This window comes from Streptosporangium sp. NPDC023825 (assembly GCF_040639575.1).
GTDB lineage: Bacteria > Actinomycetota > Actinomycetes > Streptosporangiales > Streptosporangiaceae > Streptosporangium.
In genome coordinates this window covers 23,995-42,554 of sequence record NZ_JBFAAE010000071.1, presented here as the reverse complement: position 1 = coordinate 42,554, position 18,560 = coordinate 23,995, and the positions used below count along the sequence as shown (strand labels likewise).

Sequence of the window (18,560 nt, the reverse complement as noted above, 5' to 3'; positions counted from 1 at the left end):
AGCCGACAGATCCTCAACAGGGCAGCCAGCGCCAGTTGTCCCACGGGCCAAACTCACGCCCCGGGCGATACCCCACAAGTCTCACAGTTGTCCCAGACCAGCACGATCGGGCCGCCGAGTTGATGGTGGGCGGCCTGGATCAAGTCGCGGTAATCGGTCCAGGCGAAGCTCTTTCGCCCATCAGGGCGCGCGTCGGGACAGGGCCGGTAGATCAGGCGCGATGGCTGTCCGGGTTTGTAGCAGGCCAGGGCAGCCACCGATAACCGGCGCCGGGAGCGGCCGCGTACGCGCACGATCGGGGTGGCCCCGCGCCGGGACCAGGTCCTGGTGATCGGCGGCGTCATCGAGAACCCGGCCTCGTCTTCGAAGACGATCCATGCCCCGAGCGCCGCCGCGGTTGTTCCACCTGCGGCCAGATCTCCTTCACCCAGCCGGCCACCGCCGCCTCATCGCGCTCGACAGCCCGGCGCGCCGGCACCTGGCACGACCAGCCGTGCCGCTTGAGCAGCGCGGCCACTCCTTGGATGGTGTAGCTCTTGTGGAACCGTCGGCCGATCAGCGTCTTGATCCGCTGCAGGGTCCAGGTCTGGTCCGGCCAGCCGTGCGCCGACGGCCCTTTGTTCAGCTCGGTCTCCAAGACGGTGAACAGCTCATCGCTCAGGAGCGGTAGCGAGGCCGGGCCGGTGGAGAGCAGCGCTCGCTCACCGGCTTGTGACCAGGCTTTACGCCATCGCTGCACCGAACGCACGCTCACTCGCAGCTCACGGGCGATGACCGCGTTGTCCTGCTCGGCACCGAATCGCCCGGCCGCCTGAAACCGCAACCGTTCACGGAAGGCTCGCCGCTCGGCGGTCAGCCCGCCACCTTGCGCGTATCGCATGACGATGGCATACCTCAGAGATCACCAGCCGTCAGCTCTCCGAGACACCACACTTTTAAGGTCAGTAACCAGGCCAGCGCCCGCTCCACCACCCACCGCCGAGGATGCACCCGAAAGCCCCGCTGACCGGCGGGCTTGGCGACGATGTGCACGGTGATGCCCAGCATCTGCCGCGCCCACAGCACCAACCGTCCGGAAAAGCTCTGGTCGGCGAACACCGCCCGGCAGCGGCCGCTTAAATACAGTCCCAGCAGCATCGTGGTGGCACCGGCGCGGTCCTGCACACTGGCCGGGCGCACCATCACCACCAGGAGCAAACCGAGCGTGTCGGTGACCACGAACCGCTTGGGGCCGTTGATCTTCTTGTTCGCGTCGTAGCCGCGACTGTCTTCGCCGACGGTGTCGGCGCCCTTGACGCTTTGGGAGTCCAGTACCGCGGCCGACGGCTCGGCCTTGTGGCCGGCCTCCCTGCGGGCCCGTCGGCACAGCACCCACGATCTGCTGGGTCACCCCCTGGTCTTCCCAGCGTACGAAGCGCCAGTAGACGGTCTGCCAGGGCGGGAAGTCGGCTAGCAGTTGCCGCCACGAGCAGCCGGTACGCATCACGTACATAATCGCGTCCACGACCTCACGCCGTGAATGCTTGTCCGGGTGGCTATCCCAGTGCGCAGCGGGAAGCAGCGGCTCGATCAGCGCCCACTGCTCATCGGTCAGATCAGAGGGATAAAAACCGGTCTCGTGTCATGCCTTACCTATACCCATCGAGGACAATAGGCCAACGATCACCTCTCAAACACCCTCTTAGTGAGCGTTTGGATCATAAGTAGGGTGTTTTGTGCTAGACCGGGAAGCGCAGGGCACATCCAGGGCACATGAGCACGAGAAGCAGCACGAAACGCTGAGAACCAGTGAAAACCAAAAGCCCAGCTCAGAACGCCTTCTGAAAGATCACCGCAGGTCAGTCGCCATCACGGATCAGATCTCGATGTACTAGGGCCCGTACGGACTTCAGATCTTCAGATGGGTTGATGGCGCTGCGGAGACAAAGAGCGGCGAGGTGGCTCTCGGGAGTCATGTCGAAGCGGAAAACCAGCCCGCGCCACTCCTTGACGGTAACCACTGCGGCCGGGCGGGTGCGCAGCAGCGTTCGACACCGAGCATTCGGCCCAGATGGCGGGGTCAACAGCTCCGGGCACCGCGCCGCCGGCCTACTCGTGGATCCGTCGACCTTGTCCCGCGGGATCGGACTCAGGCTGCGGTCCAGGCGTACGAACCGGGACCGGAATGTCCGGCCTCCGACCGGCGAGCACCCGTACGAGCAGGGCCGGCCGACCAGGCAGCCACCAGTTCCATCGGCCCATCACCGCGACGAACGCCGGCAGCAGCAGCGCCCTGATCACGGTCGCGTCCAGCAGCACGCCCAGCCCGAGCCCCGTCGCGAACATCTTGATCTCCGGCTGCGGGGCCGCCGCCAGTGACCCGAACGCCAGGAACAGAATCAGCGCCGCGCTGGTGACCAGCCGTCCGGTCCGCCCCAGGCCCTCGACGACCGCCTCGTCGGTGGAGCCGGTCCGGTCATACGCCTCCCGCATCCTGGCCAGGATGAACACCTCGTAGTCCATCGACAGCCCGTACAGGAACGCGAAGATCATGACCGGGATGAACTCGGCGATTGAGCCCGTGCCGGCCAGCCCCCAGATCGGCTCGGAGCCGTAGCCGTACTGCCAGACGAGCACCACCGCGCCCATGGTGGCGCCGAGGGAGAGCACGTTGAGCACGATCGCCTTGACCGCCAGCAGCAGCGAGCGGAAAGCCCGCACGAGCAGCAGGAACGTCAGGACGGAGATGAGTGCGAGCACTGCGGGGAAGCCGCCGTAGACCGCGGCCACGAAGTCGAGGCTCTGCGGCCCCTCACCGGAGACCTGGGCGCCCGCGGGCACGGCCGCGCGGACCCGGGCGATCGTGGCCCGGCCCGCCTCCGTGCCCGTCTCGTCCGAGAGGACGACCGTGATCAGCGACGTTCCGCCGCTCCGCCAGCCGTGCGGGGCCACCGCCGTGCGCACGCCGGGCAGCTCCGCCAGGCGCGCCGCCTGCGCGGCGGGATCGACGCCGGGGGGAAGGATCACGTCGAGCGGGGTGAGCACCCCGGAGGGAATGCCCGCCCGCCGCAGCTCGGACAGCCCCTCGTAGGCGGGGCCGGTGCGGGGGAGGGAGTCGCTCACCGGCTGGCCGAGCTGAAGCGAGAACGCCGCATAGCCGAGCGCCGCGAGCAGTGCGCCGGAGGCGGCCAGCCCGGCCCAGCGGAACCGGACCACACCCCGCGCCCAGACCTGCCACCGGCCGGTTTCCGCGGAGAGCCGACGGCGGGGCCAGTCGAGTCGCGCCCCGCCCCTGGCCAGCAGGACGGGCAGCAGGGTCAGTACGGCCGGCACGCTGACGAGCGGCACCATGATGCCGCCGTACCCGACGCTGCGCAGGAACGGCACCGGGATGACCACCATGGCCAGCAGGCCGATGCCCACGGTGACCCCGCTGACCACCACGGAGCGGCCCGCCGTCGCCATGGCGCGCTCGACGGCCGCCTCGCCCTCGTAGCCGAGCGCGCGCTCCTCCCGCCAGCGGGTGATGAGCAGCAGCGAGTAGTCGATGGCCACGCCCAGCCCCACGAGGGAGACGATGAATTGCACGATCGTGTGCACGTCCGTCACACCGGTCAGGCCGTACACAGCCAGGAAGGTGACGGGGATCGACACGGCCGCCACCAGGAGGGGCACCAGCGCGAGCACCGAGCCGAACACGAACGCGAGCACGACCAGCGCCCCCACCCCGCCGATGAGCGTCTCGGCGAGCACGTCGACGCCCTTCGCCTCGGCTTCGGCCAAGGCCTCCATGCCGGTGACGCGCAGCGTCGCGCCCGGCATCAACGCCGGCCGTAACGCCTTCTCGAGCGGCTCGCTCAGGTCGGCGTTCATGCCGCGCGTGGGTTCGGTGAACACCAGCCCGTACGTGGTCCGCCCGTCGTCGCCGACGAATCGCGGGTCGGCAGTGTCGGCGTACGACACGACGCGCACACCCATGGCCGAGACGGCGGCCGAGAACAGCCTGCCGATCTCCGCGCGCTGCCGGGCCGCCGTGCCGCCCTCCGGCAACGTGACGACGACGACGAGGGGCGGGTCGTCGCCGCCGGTTCCGTAGAGCCGGTGCATGGCCTGGTTGGCCTCGTACCCGGGTTGCCCGGGCTGGGCGAAGTCCTCGGTCAGCCGGTCGCCCACGGCGACGGTCGCGAACACTCCCGCTACCGTGACCGTCAGCCAGGCCAGCACCACCACCAGCTTGTGCCGCAGCACGAACCGTCCGAGCCGCGCGGTGAACCGGTCATCCAGATGATTCATGCGCCCAGTGCAGCAGCGCACTCTTCAGTTCCTCTGTGACAGAGTTCCTTGAGAACTCCACGGCAGACTGGCCGGATGAGCGCTCGCATCCTTGTCGTGGACGACGACCCCCATCTCGCCGACCTCGTGGTGACGGCCATGCGTTACGAGGGCTTCCAGGCGGAGGCCGCGGGATCGGGAGGCGAGGCGGTCTCCCGGGTGGCCGTGAACACGCCGGATCTGCTCGTCCTGGACATCGGACTACCCGATGGCTCCGGGCTGGACACCTGCAGGCGGCTGCGGCGGCTGGGCCATCGGTTCCCGATCATCTTCCTGACCGCGATGGGCCGTACCGAGGACAGGATCGCCGGTCTCAGGTCGGGCGGGGACGACTACCTGACCAAGCCGTTCAGTCTGGAGGAGCTGATCGTGCGGACCCATGTCGTCCTGCGCCGCACGATGTCCGCCGACCGGCTCTCCTACGCGGGCCTGGAGATCGACGACGGCCCCCGCGAGGTACGCCGCGAGGGCCGCCTGATCGAACTGAGCCCGAAGGAGTACACGCTGCTGCGCTATCTGCTGGTCAACGCCGGGCGGGTGCTCACCAAACAGCAGATACTCGACCACGTCTGGGAGCCCGAGAACGGCGGCAGCGAGGGCCTCGTCCACACATACGTGAGCTACCTGCGCAGGAAGATCGGCGACCCGCCGCTCATTCACAACGTCCCGCGCGTCGGCTACACGCTGCGCCTGCCGCGGTCGTGATCCGCACGCGGTCGCTGCGGGCGCGCCTGACCCTCACCGTGCTCGCCCTGCTGACGACGGGGCTCATCGGCGTGCCTCTGGTGACGTGGGGCATCACCAGAGACGCCGGCGCGGAGCACGCCCGCGACCGGCTCGGCCGCTTCGCCGCGGCCGTCACCCCGTTCCTCGCCGAGGGCCGCTCGCCGGACGAGGAGACGGCCCGGTTGTTCTCCGCCGCGACGACCCCGGTCCTTCTCCAGGTGCGGGACACCCGCGGCAACGTGATCAGGACTGTTCTCTCCGCCGACGTGCACATCGGCGCCACCTCGCCCCGCCGCCCGACCGCCGCCGACCCGGACGGGGCCGTCTACGTACGCGAGGATGCCGTCCCCGACCTTGGCGGCCCTTTCGCGAGCGAGGACCAGTGGTGGCTGCGCCACTCCTGGCTGCCGGACGGACGGATCCTGGTCACCGGGATCCGCACGACCGAGTACGACGCCGTCACGAAGCGGCTGACCGGCGTCTTCGCGGCCATCACGCTGCTCGTGCTCTGCGTGCTCGCCCTTGTCGCCTTTCGAGCGATCCGCCACGCGCTGCGCCCCCTGGACGACATCGCCGAGACCGCCCAGGCCATCGGCGGCGGCGATCTCACCCGGCGGGTCGAGCCGACCGAGCCGCACACCGAGGCGGGCAGGCTCGGGCTGGCACTGAACGCGATGCTCGGCCAGATCGAGGCCGCCTTCCGCGAGCGCACCGCCTCGGAGGAACGGCTGCGCCGCTTCATCGCCGACGCCTCGCACGAGCTGCGCACGCCCGTGGCCTCCGTGCGGGGGTACGCGGAGCTGTTCCGGCGGGGCGCCGCGAACCGCCCCGGTGACCTGGCCAAGACCATGGCCAGGATCGAGGCCGAGGCCGAGCACATGGGCGTCCTCGTGCACGAGCTCCTCCTGCTGGCCGAGCTCGACGAGCGGCGCCCGCTGGAACGAGAGCCGGTCGACCTCGCGGATCTCGCCGCCGAGGCCGTCGCCGCCTCCGCGGCCGTGGACCTCGGCCGTCCTCTCACCCTCCGGGCGACCGGACCCGTCCTCATCCGCGGCGACCGCACGCGCCTGCGCCAGGCCCTGGACAACCTGCTGGTCAATGTACGTACGCACACCCCGGCGGGCACGGCGGCGACGGTGACCGTCCGGGCGGAGGGCGACGACGCGGTCGTCGAGGTGCGTGACGAAGGTCCGGGGCTGAACGCCGTGCAGGCGGTGCGCGCCTTCGAGCGTTTCTACCGCGCCGACCCCACCCGCCGCTCCGGCACCGGCCTGGGGCTCGCCATCGTCGCGGCTGTCGCCGCCGCGCACCATGGGCACGCCCGGGCCCTGCCGTCCGGCTCGGGCGCCGCGTTCGAACTCCGGCTCCCGCGCGGGTGACCACCGAACCGGGCCGGTTCCACCGCCCCTGTTCCGTGGCCGCCCGTGGGAGCACCGCAACCAGGTCACGTCCAGCGAGAGGCAGCGCGAGATGTCCGCTCGCTTCGCGGGCTTCCCGCTCGATGGTCTTCGGCCGGTACGCGACGGAAGGTGGGGCGGGCGTGTGCCCGGAGAAACTCGCCCGAGGCTGTCCGCGTTCCATCAGACTGGTCATGTGACGAGCGACTCCGAGCTGTATCCGGATGTGGAGTCCGCGGGGAGTCTGGCTGCGGCGTTGGAGGTGGCCGCCGTCAAGCTGGGGGTGGACCTCGGCAACATCGTCAGCAGCGACTCCGATCCACTCGGGTGGGCGGCTGTGGCGAGCGTTGACGCCAGGCGCGATCCGTTTTCGATCATGGTCGGCGCCGTCGAGCGGTGGTTCATCGTCACCGGGTGGAGCCGAGGCGTCGAGCTTGTCTCCGGGGCGACACCGGACCTCGGGGAGGTCGCCAAGGCCGCGAGTGCGTGGCGGCGTGGAGGCCGGCTCTCCGAGATTCAGCGGACGGCACCGTTCGTGGAGATCAGCGAGAAGGCATATGCCCACGAGCGGGGACCGGCCGACGTGGTCGCAGTGCAGTGGCGCCTCATCCGCCAGGCTGCTCGGGACAGTTCTGTCGAGGGAGTACATGCTCTGGTGGAGGCGGCTCACGCAAGACAGCGGTTACGCCGGCTCCTGCCGGTCTTGAGCCACTGGTCCCTCCACTTCAGCATGTGTACGGGGTACCCGTACACATGGAACATCCCGTTCGTCGATCCGTTGGGTAACGGGCGTTACCGGGTCTCCGGCCCCGCGCGTGATGTCGACGTAGACGAAGTCGACAGCGCCGACGCGGCCATCGCTCTGGTGGTGGCCAGGCTTCCGGCTGGATGCGGCCCAGCGGTCGAAGGAACCGCCCATGATTTCCTGTCCGCGCCATGATGCGGGCGTCAGCGGCAGCCCGCCTGCTCGGCGACGGCGACCGCGTCCGCCTGCAACCGACCGCTTCATCGGCCGCCCGGAGTGGCCGTGGCAGCCGGCGTCCGGTGCGAGCGAGTGAACACCACCACGTTCGCCTCGGGGCCGGTCAGACGCCGCCGGCCAAGGCGTTCGTAGAGCCGATCGCGTCATGCGCCTTCGGTGCCGTCAGCAGCCCGCAGCCGGTTGCGCCCTCGCAGAGCAGGTCGAGGATGCGGGCCGCCAGGCGTTGTCCGCGGGCGTGCGGGCTCACCGCGAGCTCATCGACCTCCAGCGCCCCGACCAGGCGCGTTTCCACCTGGCCGCCGAGCTGGACGCGCACCCGGTCGTAGGCGCGGCCCGCGGGGAAGGGGCTCTGCGTCGGCCATGCCGTACCGAATTCCGCGGGTTCGCCGTCCCGGCAGGCGAGCACCGCCGCGAGACCCGGGCGGCGTGCGTCCGTGGCCGGGCGCCTGGCGAAGCCGGCCGTGCCGTGTCCGTCCTCATACCAGGGTGGGCCGTTGAACGAGGCGCCGTAGATCTCGATCAGTTCGGCGGCGCGGCCGAGCGTCTCCTCGCCGGTGAGCCGCCGTTCACGCAGGACCGTGTACGCCTGCCAGAGGGTCAGATGCGGCTCTCGCGGCCAGGGCAGTTCGAGATTGGCCGCGGCCAGTGGCCGGTGGGCGACCCGGATGCTCTCCGCCGCCCTGACCGCGAGCTCGGCTGCCTCTGTCATGTCGATGTGGCCGCCGAGGAGGACGCGAAGTGTCCGGTCCATCGCTCGCGACCGCGCTTCGAGCACCTGCCCGGGGGTCGCCACGGCCCAGATCGCCGGCATGTACTCGGCGATCATCGTGGGGCTGAAGCTGTAGCAGGCGGCGGCGACCCCCCTCGGTCCCGCGGCGCCGAGCGGCGCCATGCGCCAGGCGAAGTAGCTCGGCCAGCGCGATCCGATGTCGTGGCCGAGCCTCGCCGCCTCTTCGAAAGCCTCGGGGCTGAAATAGAGCGTCGCGTGCACCGGCTCGGTCTGGTGCCACATCTGCCGTGCGAGTCGTTCGAACATGGCCGGGAGAAGACAGGCGTCAGGCCCGCGAATACGGTCTCGCCGGAGCCTCAGGCCGCGTAGACGGGTGCGAGGTCGACGAATATGCGGTAGTCCGAGATCAGGCCGTCGTCACGGGTGCGCCAGATCGACACGGCCACGACGCTCGCCTCCTTGCCGTCGAGCCGCCGGTAGGTCACCTCGGTCTCGGCGATGATGTCGGCGTCCACCCGCCAGTTCCTGACGATCCGGTGCCGCAGGCCGCCGATGGTGGAGAAGAACGCCCGCAGCCCGGCGGCGATGGTCTCACGTCCCTTCATCGGCTCGGCGTTGCCGAACACCAGCGTGGCGTCCTCGGCCAGCAACCGCACGAACTCGTCGGGGTCGAACGAGTCGACCACCTCGAAAACGCGTCGCACCACGTCGTCGGTCACGCCGATCCTTCCGTACGCGGTCGGGACCACTGGTGGGGACGATACGGGGTGGAGGACGACGCGCAACTATCGCGAAGGTGGGTGTCCCGTCGCCGTGAGGCCGGCCGGGATCTCCGAGCCTGGAGTGCGGCATCGCGGGCACCCGGAAGGTGCTGCCCTGGCCGGCGGACCGGGGCAGCACCTCGTGCTCGCGGGGACCGGCGTCTCGCTGCGGACGGCACCGCGATCAGGCTTTCGCCGGTGTGGTGAGGGTGACGAGTTGCAGCCCGAAGTCGCCGACGACCGCGGCCGCGGCGTCTCCCAGCCAGGCCATTCCCCGGATGTACCCGTCGAGGGTGGCCGACGCCTGCGCGCGGGCGCCCGCCGCCGACGCCGCGAGGTCGATCAGTTCGAGGTCGCCGCCGGCGGGGTCCGCGACGGCCATGAGCCGGCCGCTCGCGCTCCGCCGCCACATCGGCTTCCGGCCTGCCAGGCGGGTCCGGGCCGCGAGCCCGCCATCGGCGGAGCCGTCCTCGGGGCGCGCCAGGATCTCGATGCCGCCGTCCCCTCTGACGACGGCGCATCGTCCGCCGTCGTCGGACGGCACCACCTTGACGACCGCGTCGTCACTCGTGCCATCCGTCGTCCGGAGCAGCCGGTTCCCGCCGGTGAACGGGTCGATCGCCGTCAGCGTCCGCTCCCCCGCGACGTACAGCCAACGTCCCGCGGGATCGGCGGCCACCGTTTCGGCGGTGCCCGGCGAGGGGAGGGGGCGGGCGGAGGCGAGATCCCAGACGAACACCCGGTCATCGGCGTCGATCCCCGCGACCCATCGGCCCCGGACGTCGCCCACCACCGTCGTGGACGGCGGCAGCACGGCTATTCGCCGACGTGTCGCGACGTCCCAGGCCGACAGCTGCCCGTCCCGGTGCCTGACGACGGTGACGGGACCGTTGGGACCCGCGGCCACGTGCACCAGATCGGCGTCCTGCGAGGGCAGGCCGGGAAGCGGCCACCCCGACATGGCGTCCCACACGAGCAGGCTGTCGTCCCAGTCGTGGACGGCGATCCATCGCCCGTCGGGGCTGAATGCCCGGAAGGGCCGGGCGTTGCGGAAGACCCGGGGCGCCGTGCCGGAACAGCGATGCCGGAGCCGTCCGGTCCTCGGATCCCAGATGTCGAGCTCGATCTGATCGGTGAGGGTGGCCAGCCACCGCCCGCCGGGGTCGGCCGTCACGTCGAGCATGTGCCCGATCACGGGGTAGGCGGTGGCCTGGTCGGCGGCGTTCGCCTCCGAAGGACGCACGAGGTGGACGTCGCCCCCGGCGGAGACGGCGACGTGGGAGCCGTCCGGGCTCACGGCCGTGGCCGCGGCCCCGCTGAAACCGGTCGCCGTGCGGGAGTATCTCATCCCACCGGTCATCAGGTTCCACGTCTCGACCCTCCCGGAGGTGGTCACGACCACGAGCTCGTCGGGACCGGACCCCTTGGCGGCCCCCAGCACCTCGTCGGGTCCCCATCCGCTGGTCAGGGGGTAGCCGGTGCGGACGTCGAACATGTCCACCCTGTGTTCGAAGGACACCGCGCTGCCGCCCGTCAGATGCCTCCGTGTGATCACGGTGGCCAGCACCTGCTCGGAGAGACGGACGGCGACCGCGCTCCCGTAGTCGTCGTGGTCCTCCGAACGATCTCGCCCCGCCGAGGCCAGCCACGCCCCGATCCCGGCCATGGGGGCGGGCCCGGTCCGGATCGGGGTCACGACCAGCCGTCCGGGGTGCTGCAACCAGCGCAGGGTACGGGCACGGCCGTCTATCTGAGGCAGGCCGAAGACCCCGCGCACCGTGGTGAGGCGCCGTCCGCGCGTCCAGTCCCAAACGTGTCCGACGTCGTCGTAGTCCGTCATGAACAGCAGCGCCCCGTCGACGGCGAGGCGCGCGATCTGGACACGTTCTCCTCCGACCCGCAGCCGCGCGGCGTGCCGGCGCTCGGCGAGGTCCCACACGTCCACCAGGCCCTGGTCCGCTTCCACGGCGAAGAGCCGGTCGTCCTCGTCGAGGCATGTCGCCGCCATCTGCCCGTTCAGGTCCATGGTGAGCAGCACTTCGCCCGTCGCCCAGCTCCGCAGCCGGAACGCCCCGCCGGAGCGGGTCAGGAACGTCTCCGGGTCGTCGCGCCCGAGCAGGAAGGTCGCCGTGCCGCCGTCCAGGGTGGTGTCCAGGACGTAGCGCGGGTACGGCACGCCGTCCAGGGACCAGACGCCGAGCAGCCCTTCCGGGGTGAGCACCGCCAGCCGGTTGCCGGTGCCCGGCAGCAGGCACACCCGCGGCGTGCCGTAGCTGATGTGGACGATGCGTTCACGATGCGGGACGGGCGGCTCCCCGTGCCCCCGCTCGGCCCAGAGCCGCCGAGGATCGGTCTCACCGACGAACGCTCCGGTGGCGACGTCCCAGATCGCGACGACGCCGTCTTGGTCCGCCGTCGCCAGTGACTCCCCCTCGATGCCGAACGCGCAGGTGGTGACCATGGCGTCGTGGCGTTGCAGCGTGCGCACCCGCTCGTCGCCGCTCGGGCCGAGGCTCCACAGCGTAAGCAGATACGGCCGCCGCAGCCGCGTGACACAGCGCTCGACCACGGGGCGAAGGCTCGGCTCGCTCCCCAGCCAGGCGAGCATCGTGTTGACGCGATGAGCCTTGGACCGGGCCTCGCCGACCATGTGGGCCCCTCGCTCGATGAACCGGCCGAGCAGGACGAGTTGGGGATCGCCGCCGCGGGCCAGATCCTCCGCCACCTGTCCCGCCGGGCGGGTGGTGATGCTCGACAGGAGCCAGCCCGGGTCGAGGCAGAGGCCACGGATGTCGCGTCCCGCCCGCTCCGTCATCGCGGCCCGGGTCTGCAGGAGAAAGCGTCGGGTGGCCTCGTCCATCGGGGGCCTGCTCCGGTCGTCCGTCATCGACGGGATCCCCCGCCGGCGGGGGCGCCGTACGGCCCGTCGTCATCGTCGTCCTCGTCGTAGTCGTAGACGGCGCCGTGGTACAGATCCAGGATGTTCCGGCTCACCTCCGCGATCAGCCGGGGGCCGGCCGCGTGGCGCAGGTAGGCGCGTACGACGTCGTGGAGGCGGACGGTCGGCGGGGTGAACTGGAAGCGCTGGACCAGGGACATGCCGGCGAACTCGAACAGCAGCGCCTCGCTCGTCGCCGCGTCCAGCCCCGCCCGCTCGCGCCACAGGTCGGCGACGACCTCGCGTGGCACGTCCAGGTCCTCCTGGAAGGCCGCGAGCTCCAGATAGCGTGCCGTCGCTCCCGGCTCGCGCTCCTCGAGGAACCGCAGGCTCGTCTCCATCGTGGCCTCGACCGTGCGAGTGCGTGGCGAGGCGGGTTCGGCACGGCGGGCGCCGTCGAACGCGCGCAGCCCTTTTCCTCCGGACAGCCGGCGCCGCACCTCGCTCACCGCGTCCGCCGTGGACCCGCCCTGGTCGACCACCCACTGCAGCTGCCCGCCGACGAGCGCCAGGATCAGGGGCCAGTCGCCGCAGAAGTCGAGCAGCGGGATCAGGTCATCGTCCGTGATGGCCAGGCGCCCTCGCAGCAGTTGCGCGGATTCCCCGGGACGCATCGTGTCAACGTGCACCCGGGGGACATGGGGCGGCACCGCCCGCTGGTTGCGTGAGGTGACGATTCGAAAGCACTGCGGCGGAAGGGATTCGACGAACGGTTCGACCTGCCCCTCCGTCCAGGCGTCGTCGACGACGACGAGCGTCGGAAGCCCGTCCGTCAGCTCCCCCACCTGCGCGGCCAGGAGCCGCGGGTCACCGGCGGCCACCTCCTGGCTCCCCAGCACCCGCATCAGGCCCTCCAGCTCGGCGGAGAGCCGGACCATGGACCGGTCCTCGCTGAGCTGGACCCAGAGCACGCCGCCTTCGAAGGTTTCCAGAGCCGCCGGGCTGAGGCCCAGATCCTGGGCCAGCCAGGTCTTGCCGAACCCGCCGGTACCCCAGATGAGCAGCATCGGCGGGTGTCCGGGCAGCGCGGGGGCGAAGACGTGGCGGGCGATCTCCCGCTCCGCCGCGGGCCTGGACACGTGACGCCCCCAGCGCGCGGGCGTCATTATCGGCCGGTGGCGTCGAGCCGCCGGGCTGCTCCGCAGCGCGGTGAGGGAGGACAAATGGGCCGCGATGCTCTCCAGCCGCGCCCGGAGCGCCTCGTACCGCTGCTCGCTCGCCAGGAAGGACAGCGAGCCGCCCTTGCGCGCGTTCGCCGAGATACCGCCCACCACCTGTACCGACAGGGCGTCCGCCACCAGGTCCCCGTCGATCCCGATCTCGTCCCAGTAGCTCAGGTGGCTCCCGTCGTCGTGGGGCCGTCCCAGCGGCTCCAGCCAGCGGCGGATACACGTCGCCGGGTCCTTCATCGCGCCCGGGTCCAGATCGAGGCGCGCCGTGAGGCGTTCCCGGAGCACCGGGACGAGCGAACGTCTCTGTTCCTCGGTCGTGGTGACGGCGTCCACGGCCGGTTCCACGGCCCGCTGCATGATCTCGTCGAGTTCGCGGTTCTGCGGATCCCGCCGGACGGTCTGCAGGCCACGACCGAGCGCTTCCCCGACCACCCATTCGAAGACGGCTCCGCCGATGGTCGTCAGCACGGACGCGTCCCTCGGGCCGCGCACCCGCCAGGAGCCCGGGAAACGGGCACGGGCACCCGCGCCACCTCAGGCGGGAGCATCAGGATCCGGAGGCGTTACCACCTTGTCGTACGCGAGCTTGTTGAACATGACGAACCAGTAGTCCGGGTTGTGGACCTGGAGCGCCGTCGACGGCGAGCCGCTCATCTCGAGCCGGATGGCATGGCCGTCACAGTCGGACATGCGGATGTTCTCGAACCAGAGGTCACGCCACTGGGACTGACCTTGGACGGCGAACCGCCGGTTCGTCAGGTAGAGCGTCCCCTGGTCGACCGGGCGCCATTGCGCCGCGGCCTCGCGGGCCGCCTTGGCCTTCCGCATCCGGTTTCCCACGATGTTGCCCGTGAGCCTGGCCGCGCTGTACATCGACCCGAGGACGAAACCGCCGGGCGAACCGCCGACGACGTATCCTCCGGATTTCCTGAGGTACTCGGCCTCGGCCTCGGTGAAGCAGAGAAGAAGAATGGGGGTCTGGCCGACGCAGAACTCATCGCGGTGCAACGCCATCCGCGCGTCGACCGCCTGTGGCTGGAGGCCGCGGCTGAAGGCGAGAGCGAGCCCCCGTCCGGCCACGCGCGATTCTCGGACATGGCTCGGGGGGTTAGGACCCTGCACCTTCGCCCCTCTCTCCGGCAGGCTCGGACAGTGAGGTCGACAGCGTCTTCGCCTTATGGCGAATGATCGATTTTCTGATGCAGGCCACGGCGATCCATCCCCTCCGGCGGACCAAAACGTCAACCACTTGTAGGTATATACCGAGTGCGGACCATCCGTTACACGATCCATGACGTTCGGAAACGAACGCCGGAGTGTACGGGAACTCGATTTCACCGTGAGGGAATCATCATCGCCATCCCCAAAAGGGACATATTACAAAATATTATGATTTTAGAGATATTTGCAGAATTCCCCCTTTTCGGTTGGCCGTGTTGGCCGTGTTGACCCGTTGACCTGGTCCTGTCCGCGCCGATCTCGGGGTTCGCCGGTGACCGGCCGACCGGCGGCCTGCCTCAGAGCTCCTTCGCCCGGTCCGCGTCCTGTCCGGGGAGTCCGGGTGACTCGTCAGGGGAGGCAGGGGACGCGGGCCGCCCGGAGGACTTCGGACGCCCGGGAGACGTGGCCCGGTCGGGAGACGTGGCACGGTCCCGAGACTCGGGAGCCGCGGGACGCCGGACGTAGACCGGGGTTCCCGTCGGGGTCATGTCGTAGAGCGCCTTGGCGTTGTGGAGCGGCACCCGGATGCACCCGTGGGACGCGGGATGCCGCGGGACCCGCTCCGAGCCGTGGAAGCCGATGCCCTCGTTGAAATAGATGGTGTAGAACTGGTCGCCCAGCGGCCCGCTGGTCCATCCGGGCGTCCGGAACCAGGCGCGGAAGTCTCCGGTGGGCGTGACGGCGACCCCGCAGTTGCCCTTCTTGCAGTAGTGCTCGCCGTTGCCGGTCGAGATGTGGGAGACCAGCGCGGGTTTGCCGTCCTGCCACGCGGTGAGCAGCTGGCGGCGCAGATCGATCTCCACCCTCGTGGGCTCCCCGTACGACACCAGCGGCTTGAGGCGCGCCGGGCGGGAGAGCGCCCGCCAGGTTCGCGGGTCGATCTGGTCGGTGGGGGGCAACCCGTTCGCCTTCTGGAAGGCCCACACGGCCGCGCGCAGCGCGGGACGGTACTCGTCGCCGGCCTCTCCCGGCCCGAATCCCAGCCGGTCGAGGCGCCGGTGGACCTCCTGGACCTGGGTCCCCCTGTCGCCGGGGCGAAGGAGGGGAAACCGCGACAGCGGGGTGTGCTCGGCACGAGGCACGGGAGGGCGCTCCTGGGGAAGGGGCGCCCCGGAATGCCGTGACGCCACGACCCCGGTGTTCGCGATACCGAATGGCAGGCACGCGGTGAGCGCGAGGGTCGAGTTCGCGATCAGGAGGCACGTGATGGTTCTCCGCATTTTTTAACGCCTATCCGCTCTCGGACGAGATCCACTAGAAGGAATACGAGTACTTGCGATCCTCTATAGCCGCACGCACCAGACCGACGGCCTCCTGGGCGCAGCCCCAGGAGAAACTGAATCCGGCTCCGCCGTGCGCGAAGTTGTAGACGACCTGTTCTTCGTCGTCCCATTCAAGGCAGACGTTCTCGTTCCGGAACGGCCGCAGCCCCACCCGTACCGGCTCGTCGGGATCCAGCCTGGCGTGCCGCAGCGCGGGCATGAAGGCCAGGCACCGCTCGTACATCTCCCGTACGGGCGCGTGGTTCTCCAGGTCGATCCCGGTGTCCCACTCGTCCTTCTCCGCCAGTCCCCCGAGGACGAGGAGCCTCGGATTGCGCGGCACGATGAAGACGATGTCCTGCTCGTCCTTGTTCTGCTCGTCGTGGGAGACGCAGTGGGCCTCGCGGATCCGGCGGCCACGCAGCCCGTCGTTGCGGACCCGTACCAGCGCGCCGCGCAGCGGATACATGCCGATGCCGCGGAGCCCGGCGGTGCCGAGACCGGCGCAGCAGACGATCACCTCGGCGCCGAAGCGGTCGAGGAGCTCGGCCTTGCGCTCGGCGAGCAGTCCCTCGACCCGGTACCGCTCGACCCGCACACCGTGGATTTTGACCTGCCGCATCAGCCACGCCATGTACTGATCGGTGTCGATCATGGGTGCCATGTGCGAGTACGCGTCGACCACGCCGTAGTCGGGACTGACGCCGTTGCGTTCGGCGAGCGACCGGTCGCGGACGAAGCCGCGTACCTTCCCCGCGAGTTCCTGCATCTTGTGGAGATCGTGCGGACTCTCCTCGACGGGGTGCTTGAAATAGAAGTTGGACCTTCGCATGGCCACCCCGGGAACCTTGGCCCGGGCCAGCCTCTCGAACATCTCGTACGAGGTGACACACCAGTTCTTGGAGCGGGCGAGGGAGATCTGGTCGTGGTGGTAACCGCACACCGCCGGTGGCCACTCCCACAGCGCGCCCGCGACGACCGAGACGATGTCGGGCGCGAATCTCTCCGCGACGACGGTGACGCGAAACCCTTCCCTGGCCAGGCACAAAGCAGTGGTCAACCCGCTTACCCCGGCCCCGACGACAAGTATCTTCTCTGAATTCGCGCGCACCTGGGAACGCCTTCTTTCCGGATCCATCCAGCTCGATCACTTTCCGGCGCGACCGACCGCGGGAGGCCGTCACGACGAACACCGAAACCCCTCCACAGTAAATCGGGAAACCGGCGAACCCCGGAATGGCGGCGAACACGAAACGGGAGAGGACCGGCGGCGGGCCGATGGGAAACCATTACCGACCGAGGAAACAATCTGGATTGAACGGGGAAAAGCCGCACTCGCCCTGAATCATCCGATGACAAATTTTTGGCCGCGTGCCGGATTTTCATCACCAATCCACCGATCGACCCGGGCGAATATTGACACCTCCTTAGTCGAGTCCGGGCCGCCAGGGCGGGCCGGCCGGGGTCACGGCGGGTTGGATTGCCTACTTTGCTCTGTGGACTCGCCTATATGCCCTCGGTGGGATTGTTGAGGGCAGGTGGACGGCCGAGTCTCACTTGTTGTAGAACGTGGTGACTGAACGGCGAGTAGTACCGACATATACCGATGCGTAAGTGTCCTCCGGTACGCGGCGGCGCGCGGACGCCTCGCGATCAGCCGGGAGGAAACCGGGGAAAAAAGGTATGACAGCGGGCCCGCGCGCCGACAGGATGGGGCTCCATGACCGACACACGTGTTGACCCCGCCTTCATCGCCGACGAGAGCACCATGTTGCACTCCTGGCTGGACTGGCACCGGGAGACCCTGGCCGTGAAGTGTGCCGGGCTCTCGGACGAGCAGCTTCGCCTGCGTTCCGCCGAGCCGTCCACGCTCTCCCTGCTGGGCCTGGTCCGCCACATGGCCGAGGTGGAGCGCAACTGGTTCCGCAACATCCTCAACGGTGAGGGCGTCGCCCCGTTCTACTATTCCGACGACGACCCCGACGGCGACTTCGACACCCTGGAGACGAGCACGGCGGAGCAGGCGTTCGCCCGCTGGCGGGGCGAGATCGCGCACGCGCGCGAGCTGTCCGCCGGGCTTCCCCTGGACACCGTGGGAAAGACGCGGCGCCGCGACCATGACGTCTCCCTGCGCTGGATCCTCGTCCACATGATCGAGGAGTACGCCCGGCACAACGGCCACGCCGACATCATCCGCCAGCGGATCGACGGGGTCACCGGGGAGTAGGCCGGCCTTAGGGACGCACACCTCCACCGGGGCGGACAGGTGACGTACGCCTCCACCGGTGTGGACAGCCTCCACCCGCCTCCATCCGCGTGAACAGGCGACGTACGCCCCCACCGGGGCGGGGGCGGGCACGGAGCGCGGGCGGATCCCGTGGAGAACGGGCCGGTCCCGTGCAGGACGGGCCGGTCCCGTGCAGGACGGGCCGGTCGCGGCAACGGCCCGATCAGCCCGGGGTGGAGGTCTCCACGAGCGTCTCGGCGATCATCCGGTCGAGGTTGGCCAGGTTCGCCGGACGGGCGACGGCGGCCTCGGCGAAACGGTCGAGAAGCCGGGCGAAGACCTCGCGGTCCGGCTCGTCCCAGTCGGCCATCAGGCCGTCAAGGTAGGTGCGCCGGTGGCGGACCACCACCTCCAGCACGCGGCGGCCCCGCTCGCTCAGCACGAGCCGGGCTCGTCTGGCGTCCACGGCCGACTCCTCGCGCTCCACGAACTCCGCGCCGACCGCGTCGTTGACCAGCCTGCTGGCCGTGGAGGGGTCGACGCCCAGTTGCTCGGCGACGGCGCCCACGGTCACCTCCGGCACGTCCAGGCTCAGCTTGTGCACGGCGTGCACGACCATCACGTTCGACATGTGCACCGGTCGCTGCGGTTCCCCGGCCTTGCGCGCGCGCAGTGGCCGCGACCAGATCCGGCGCAGCCGGAACAGGGCCACGTCGATCATCGCTCCAGGCGTTCCCTCGTTCACGGCGTCACACTAACCCCTGTGCGCGGATGTGCCGTGTCTTCCCGTCCCCGGCCCCCGGCACGCCGCGCCACGCCGGAGGTCACCGCCC

Annotated in this window: 15 protein-coding genes and 1 pseudogene; 4 read left to right on the top strand and 12 right to left on the bottom strand. The window is 69.9% G+C overall.

Annotation, left to right across the window (positions count from 1 at the left end):
- Nucleotides 1-340: 340 nt before the first annotated feature.
- The 4 genes and pseudogenes from AB0G15_RS37675 to AB0G15_RS37660 form a co-directional block, all read right to left on the bottom strand.
- Nucleotides 341-880 (bottom strand): winged helix-turn-helix domain-containing protein, encoded by a 540-nt coding sequence (locus AB0G15_RS37675; RefSeq protein WP_362849696.1) that lies wholly within the window; start codon nt 878-880, stop codon nt 341-343.
- A gap of 14 nt (nt 881-894) precedes the next feature.
- Nucleotides 895-1,371 carry a transposase gene (locus tag AB0G15_RS37670; RefSeq protein WP_362849694.1) on the bottom strand — a complete coding sequence of 159 codons (477 nt, stop codon included), beginning with the start codon at nt 1,369-1,371 and terminating at the stop codon, nt 895-897.
- Between the two features lie 16 nt (nt 1,372-1,387).
- Nucleotides 1,388-1,594 (bottom strand): annotated as a pseudogene (locus AB0G15_RS37665) (transposase); the annotation flags it as partial.
- A gap of 494 nt (nt 1,595-2,088) precedes the next feature.
- Complete coding sequence (locus AB0G15_RS37660) at nt 2,089-4,272, bottom strand: MMPL family transporter (protein WP_362849691.1); 2,184 nt, start codon at nt 4,270-4,272, stop codon at nt 2,089-2,091.
- 75 nt (nt 4,273-4,347) lie between these two features.
- On the opposite strand from AB0G15_RS37660, the gene AB0G15_RS37655 reads away from it, so the two are divergent.
- The 3 genes from AB0G15_RS37655 to AB0G15_RS37645 all read left to right on the top strand — a co-directional run bounded on the left by AB0G15_RS37655 (nt 4,348) and on the right by AB0G15_RS37645 (nt 7,374).
- Nucleotides 4,348-5,016, top strand: coding sequence for a response regulator transcription factor (locus AB0G15_RS37655; RefSeq protein ID WP_362849687.1), 669 nt, complete (start codon nt 4,348-4,350; stop codon nt 5,014-5,016).
- Nucleotides 5,013-6,416, top strand: a complete 1,404-nt coding sequence (locus AB0G15_RS37650) for a HAMP domain-containing sensor histidine kinase (protein WP_362849684.1) — start codon at nt 5,013-5,015, stop codon at nt 6,414-6,416. Before AB0G15_RS37655 ends, AB0G15_RS37650 begins: the two co-directional genes overlap by 4 nt.
- 214 nt (nt 6,417-6,630) lie before the next feature.
- Nucleotides 6,631-7,374 (top strand): DUF6193 family natural product biosynthesis protein, encoded by a 744-nt coding sequence (locus AB0G15_RS37645; RefSeq protein ID WP_362849681.1) that lies wholly within the window; start codon nt 6,631-6,633, stop codon nt 7,372-7,374.
- A gap of 145 nt (nt 7,375-7,519) precedes the next feature.
- On the opposite strand, the gene AB0G15_RS37640 is transcribed toward AB0G15_RS37645, so the two are convergent.
- The 7 genes from AB0G15_RS37640 to AB0G15_RS37610 all read right to left on the bottom strand — a co-directional run bounded on the left by AB0G15_RS37640 (nt 7,520) and on the right by AB0G15_RS37610 (nt 16,638).
- Nucleotides 7,520-8,452 (bottom strand): hypothetical protein, encoded by a 933-nt coding sequence (locus AB0G15_RS37640; RefSeq protein ID WP_362849678.1) that lies wholly within the window; start codon nt 8,450-8,452, stop codon nt 7,520-7,522.
- Nucleotides 8,453-8,502: 50 nt separating this feature from the next.
- Nucleotides 8,503-8,865 carry a nuclear transport factor 2 family protein gene (locus tag AB0G15_RS37635; protein ID WP_362849675.1) on the bottom strand — a complete coding sequence of 121 codons (363 nt, stop codon included), beginning with the start codon at nt 8,863-8,865 and terminating at the stop codon, nt 8,503-8,505.
- A 226-nt stretch (nt 8,866-9,091) separates the two neighbouring features.
- Entirely contained in the window at nt 9,092-11,794 is a 2,703-nt protein-coding gene (locus tag AB0G15_RS37630; RefSeq protein WP_362849673.1) for a hypothetical protein, read from the bottom strand.
- Complete coding sequence (locus tag AB0G15_RS37625) at nt 11,791-13,485, bottom strand: NB-ARC domain-containing protein (RefSeq protein WP_362849670.1); 1,695 nt, start codon at nt 13,483-13,485, stop codon at nt 11,791-11,793. Before AB0G15_RS37625 ends, AB0G15_RS37630 begins: the two co-directional genes overlap by 4 nt.
- A gap of 66 nt (nt 13,486-13,551) precedes the next feature.
- A complete protein-coding gene (locus AB0G15_RS37620; RefSeq protein ID WP_362849667.1) occupies nt 13,552-14,097 on the bottom strand; it encodes a hypothetical protein in 546 nt (181 codons plus the stop codon).
- 437 nt (nt 14,098-14,534) lie between these two features.
- A complete protein-coding gene (locus AB0G15_RS37615) occupies nt 14,535-15,320 on the bottom strand; it encodes a L,D-transpeptidase family protein (RefSeq protein WP_362849664.1) in 786 nt (261 codons plus the stop codon).
- 172 nt (nt 15,321-15,492) lie between these two features.
- Nucleotides 15,493-16,638: an FAD-dependent oxidoreductase gene (locus tag AB0G15_RS37610; protein WP_362849661.1), complete on the bottom strand. Its 1,146-nt coding sequence runs from the start codon at nt 16,636-16,638 to the stop codon at nt 15,493-15,495.
- Between the two features lie 582 nt (nt 16,639-17,220).
- Between AB0G15_RS37610 and AB0G15_RS37605 the strand changes: the two genes are divergently transcribed.
- Nucleotides 17,221-17,727, top strand: coding sequence for a DinB family protein (locus AB0G15_RS37605; RefSeq protein ID WP_362849659.1), 507 nt, complete (start codon nt 17,221-17,223; stop codon nt 17,725-17,727).
- 223 nt (nt 17,728-17,950) lie between these two features.
- Here the strand turns inward: AB0G15_RS37605 and AB0G15_RS37600 are convergent, their stop codons facing one another.
- Complete coding sequence (locus tag AB0G15_RS37600; protein ID WP_362686842.1) at nt 17,951-18,472, bottom strand: MarR family transcriptional regulator; 522 nt, start codon at nt 18,470-18,472, stop codon at nt 17,951-17,953.
- Nucleotides 18,473-18,560 lie beyond the last annotated feature (88 nt).

Coding starts and splice junctions, on each gene's coding strand:
- AB0G15_RS37675 (WP_362849696.1), bottom strand. CDS start 880: ATGCGATACGCGCAAGGTGGCGGGCTGACCGCCGAGCGGCGAGCCTTC.
- AB0G15_RS37660 (WP_362849691.1), bottom strand. CDS start 4,272: ATGAATCATCTGGATGACCGGTTCACCGCGCGGCTCGGACGGTTCGTG.
- AB0G15_RS37655 (WP_362849687.1), top strand. CDS start 4,348: ATGAGCGCTCGCATCCTTGTCGTGGACGACGACCCCCATCTCGCCGAC.
- AB0G15_RS37640 (WP_362849678.1), bottom strand. CDS start 8,452: ATGTTCGAACGACTCGCACGGCAGATGTGGCACCAGACCGAGCCGGTG.
- AB0G15_RS37630 (WP_362849673.1), bottom strand. CDS start 11,794: ATGACGGACGACCGGAGCAGGCCCCCGATGGACGAGGCCACCCGACGC.
- AB0G15_RS37610 (WP_362849661.1), bottom strand. CDS start 16,638: ATGGATCCGGAAAGAAGGCGTTCCCAGGTGCGCGCGAATTCAGAGAAG.
- AB0G15_RS37605 (WP_362849659.1), top strand. CDS start 17,221: ATGACCGACACACGTGTTGACCCCGCCTTCATCGCCGACGAGAGCACC.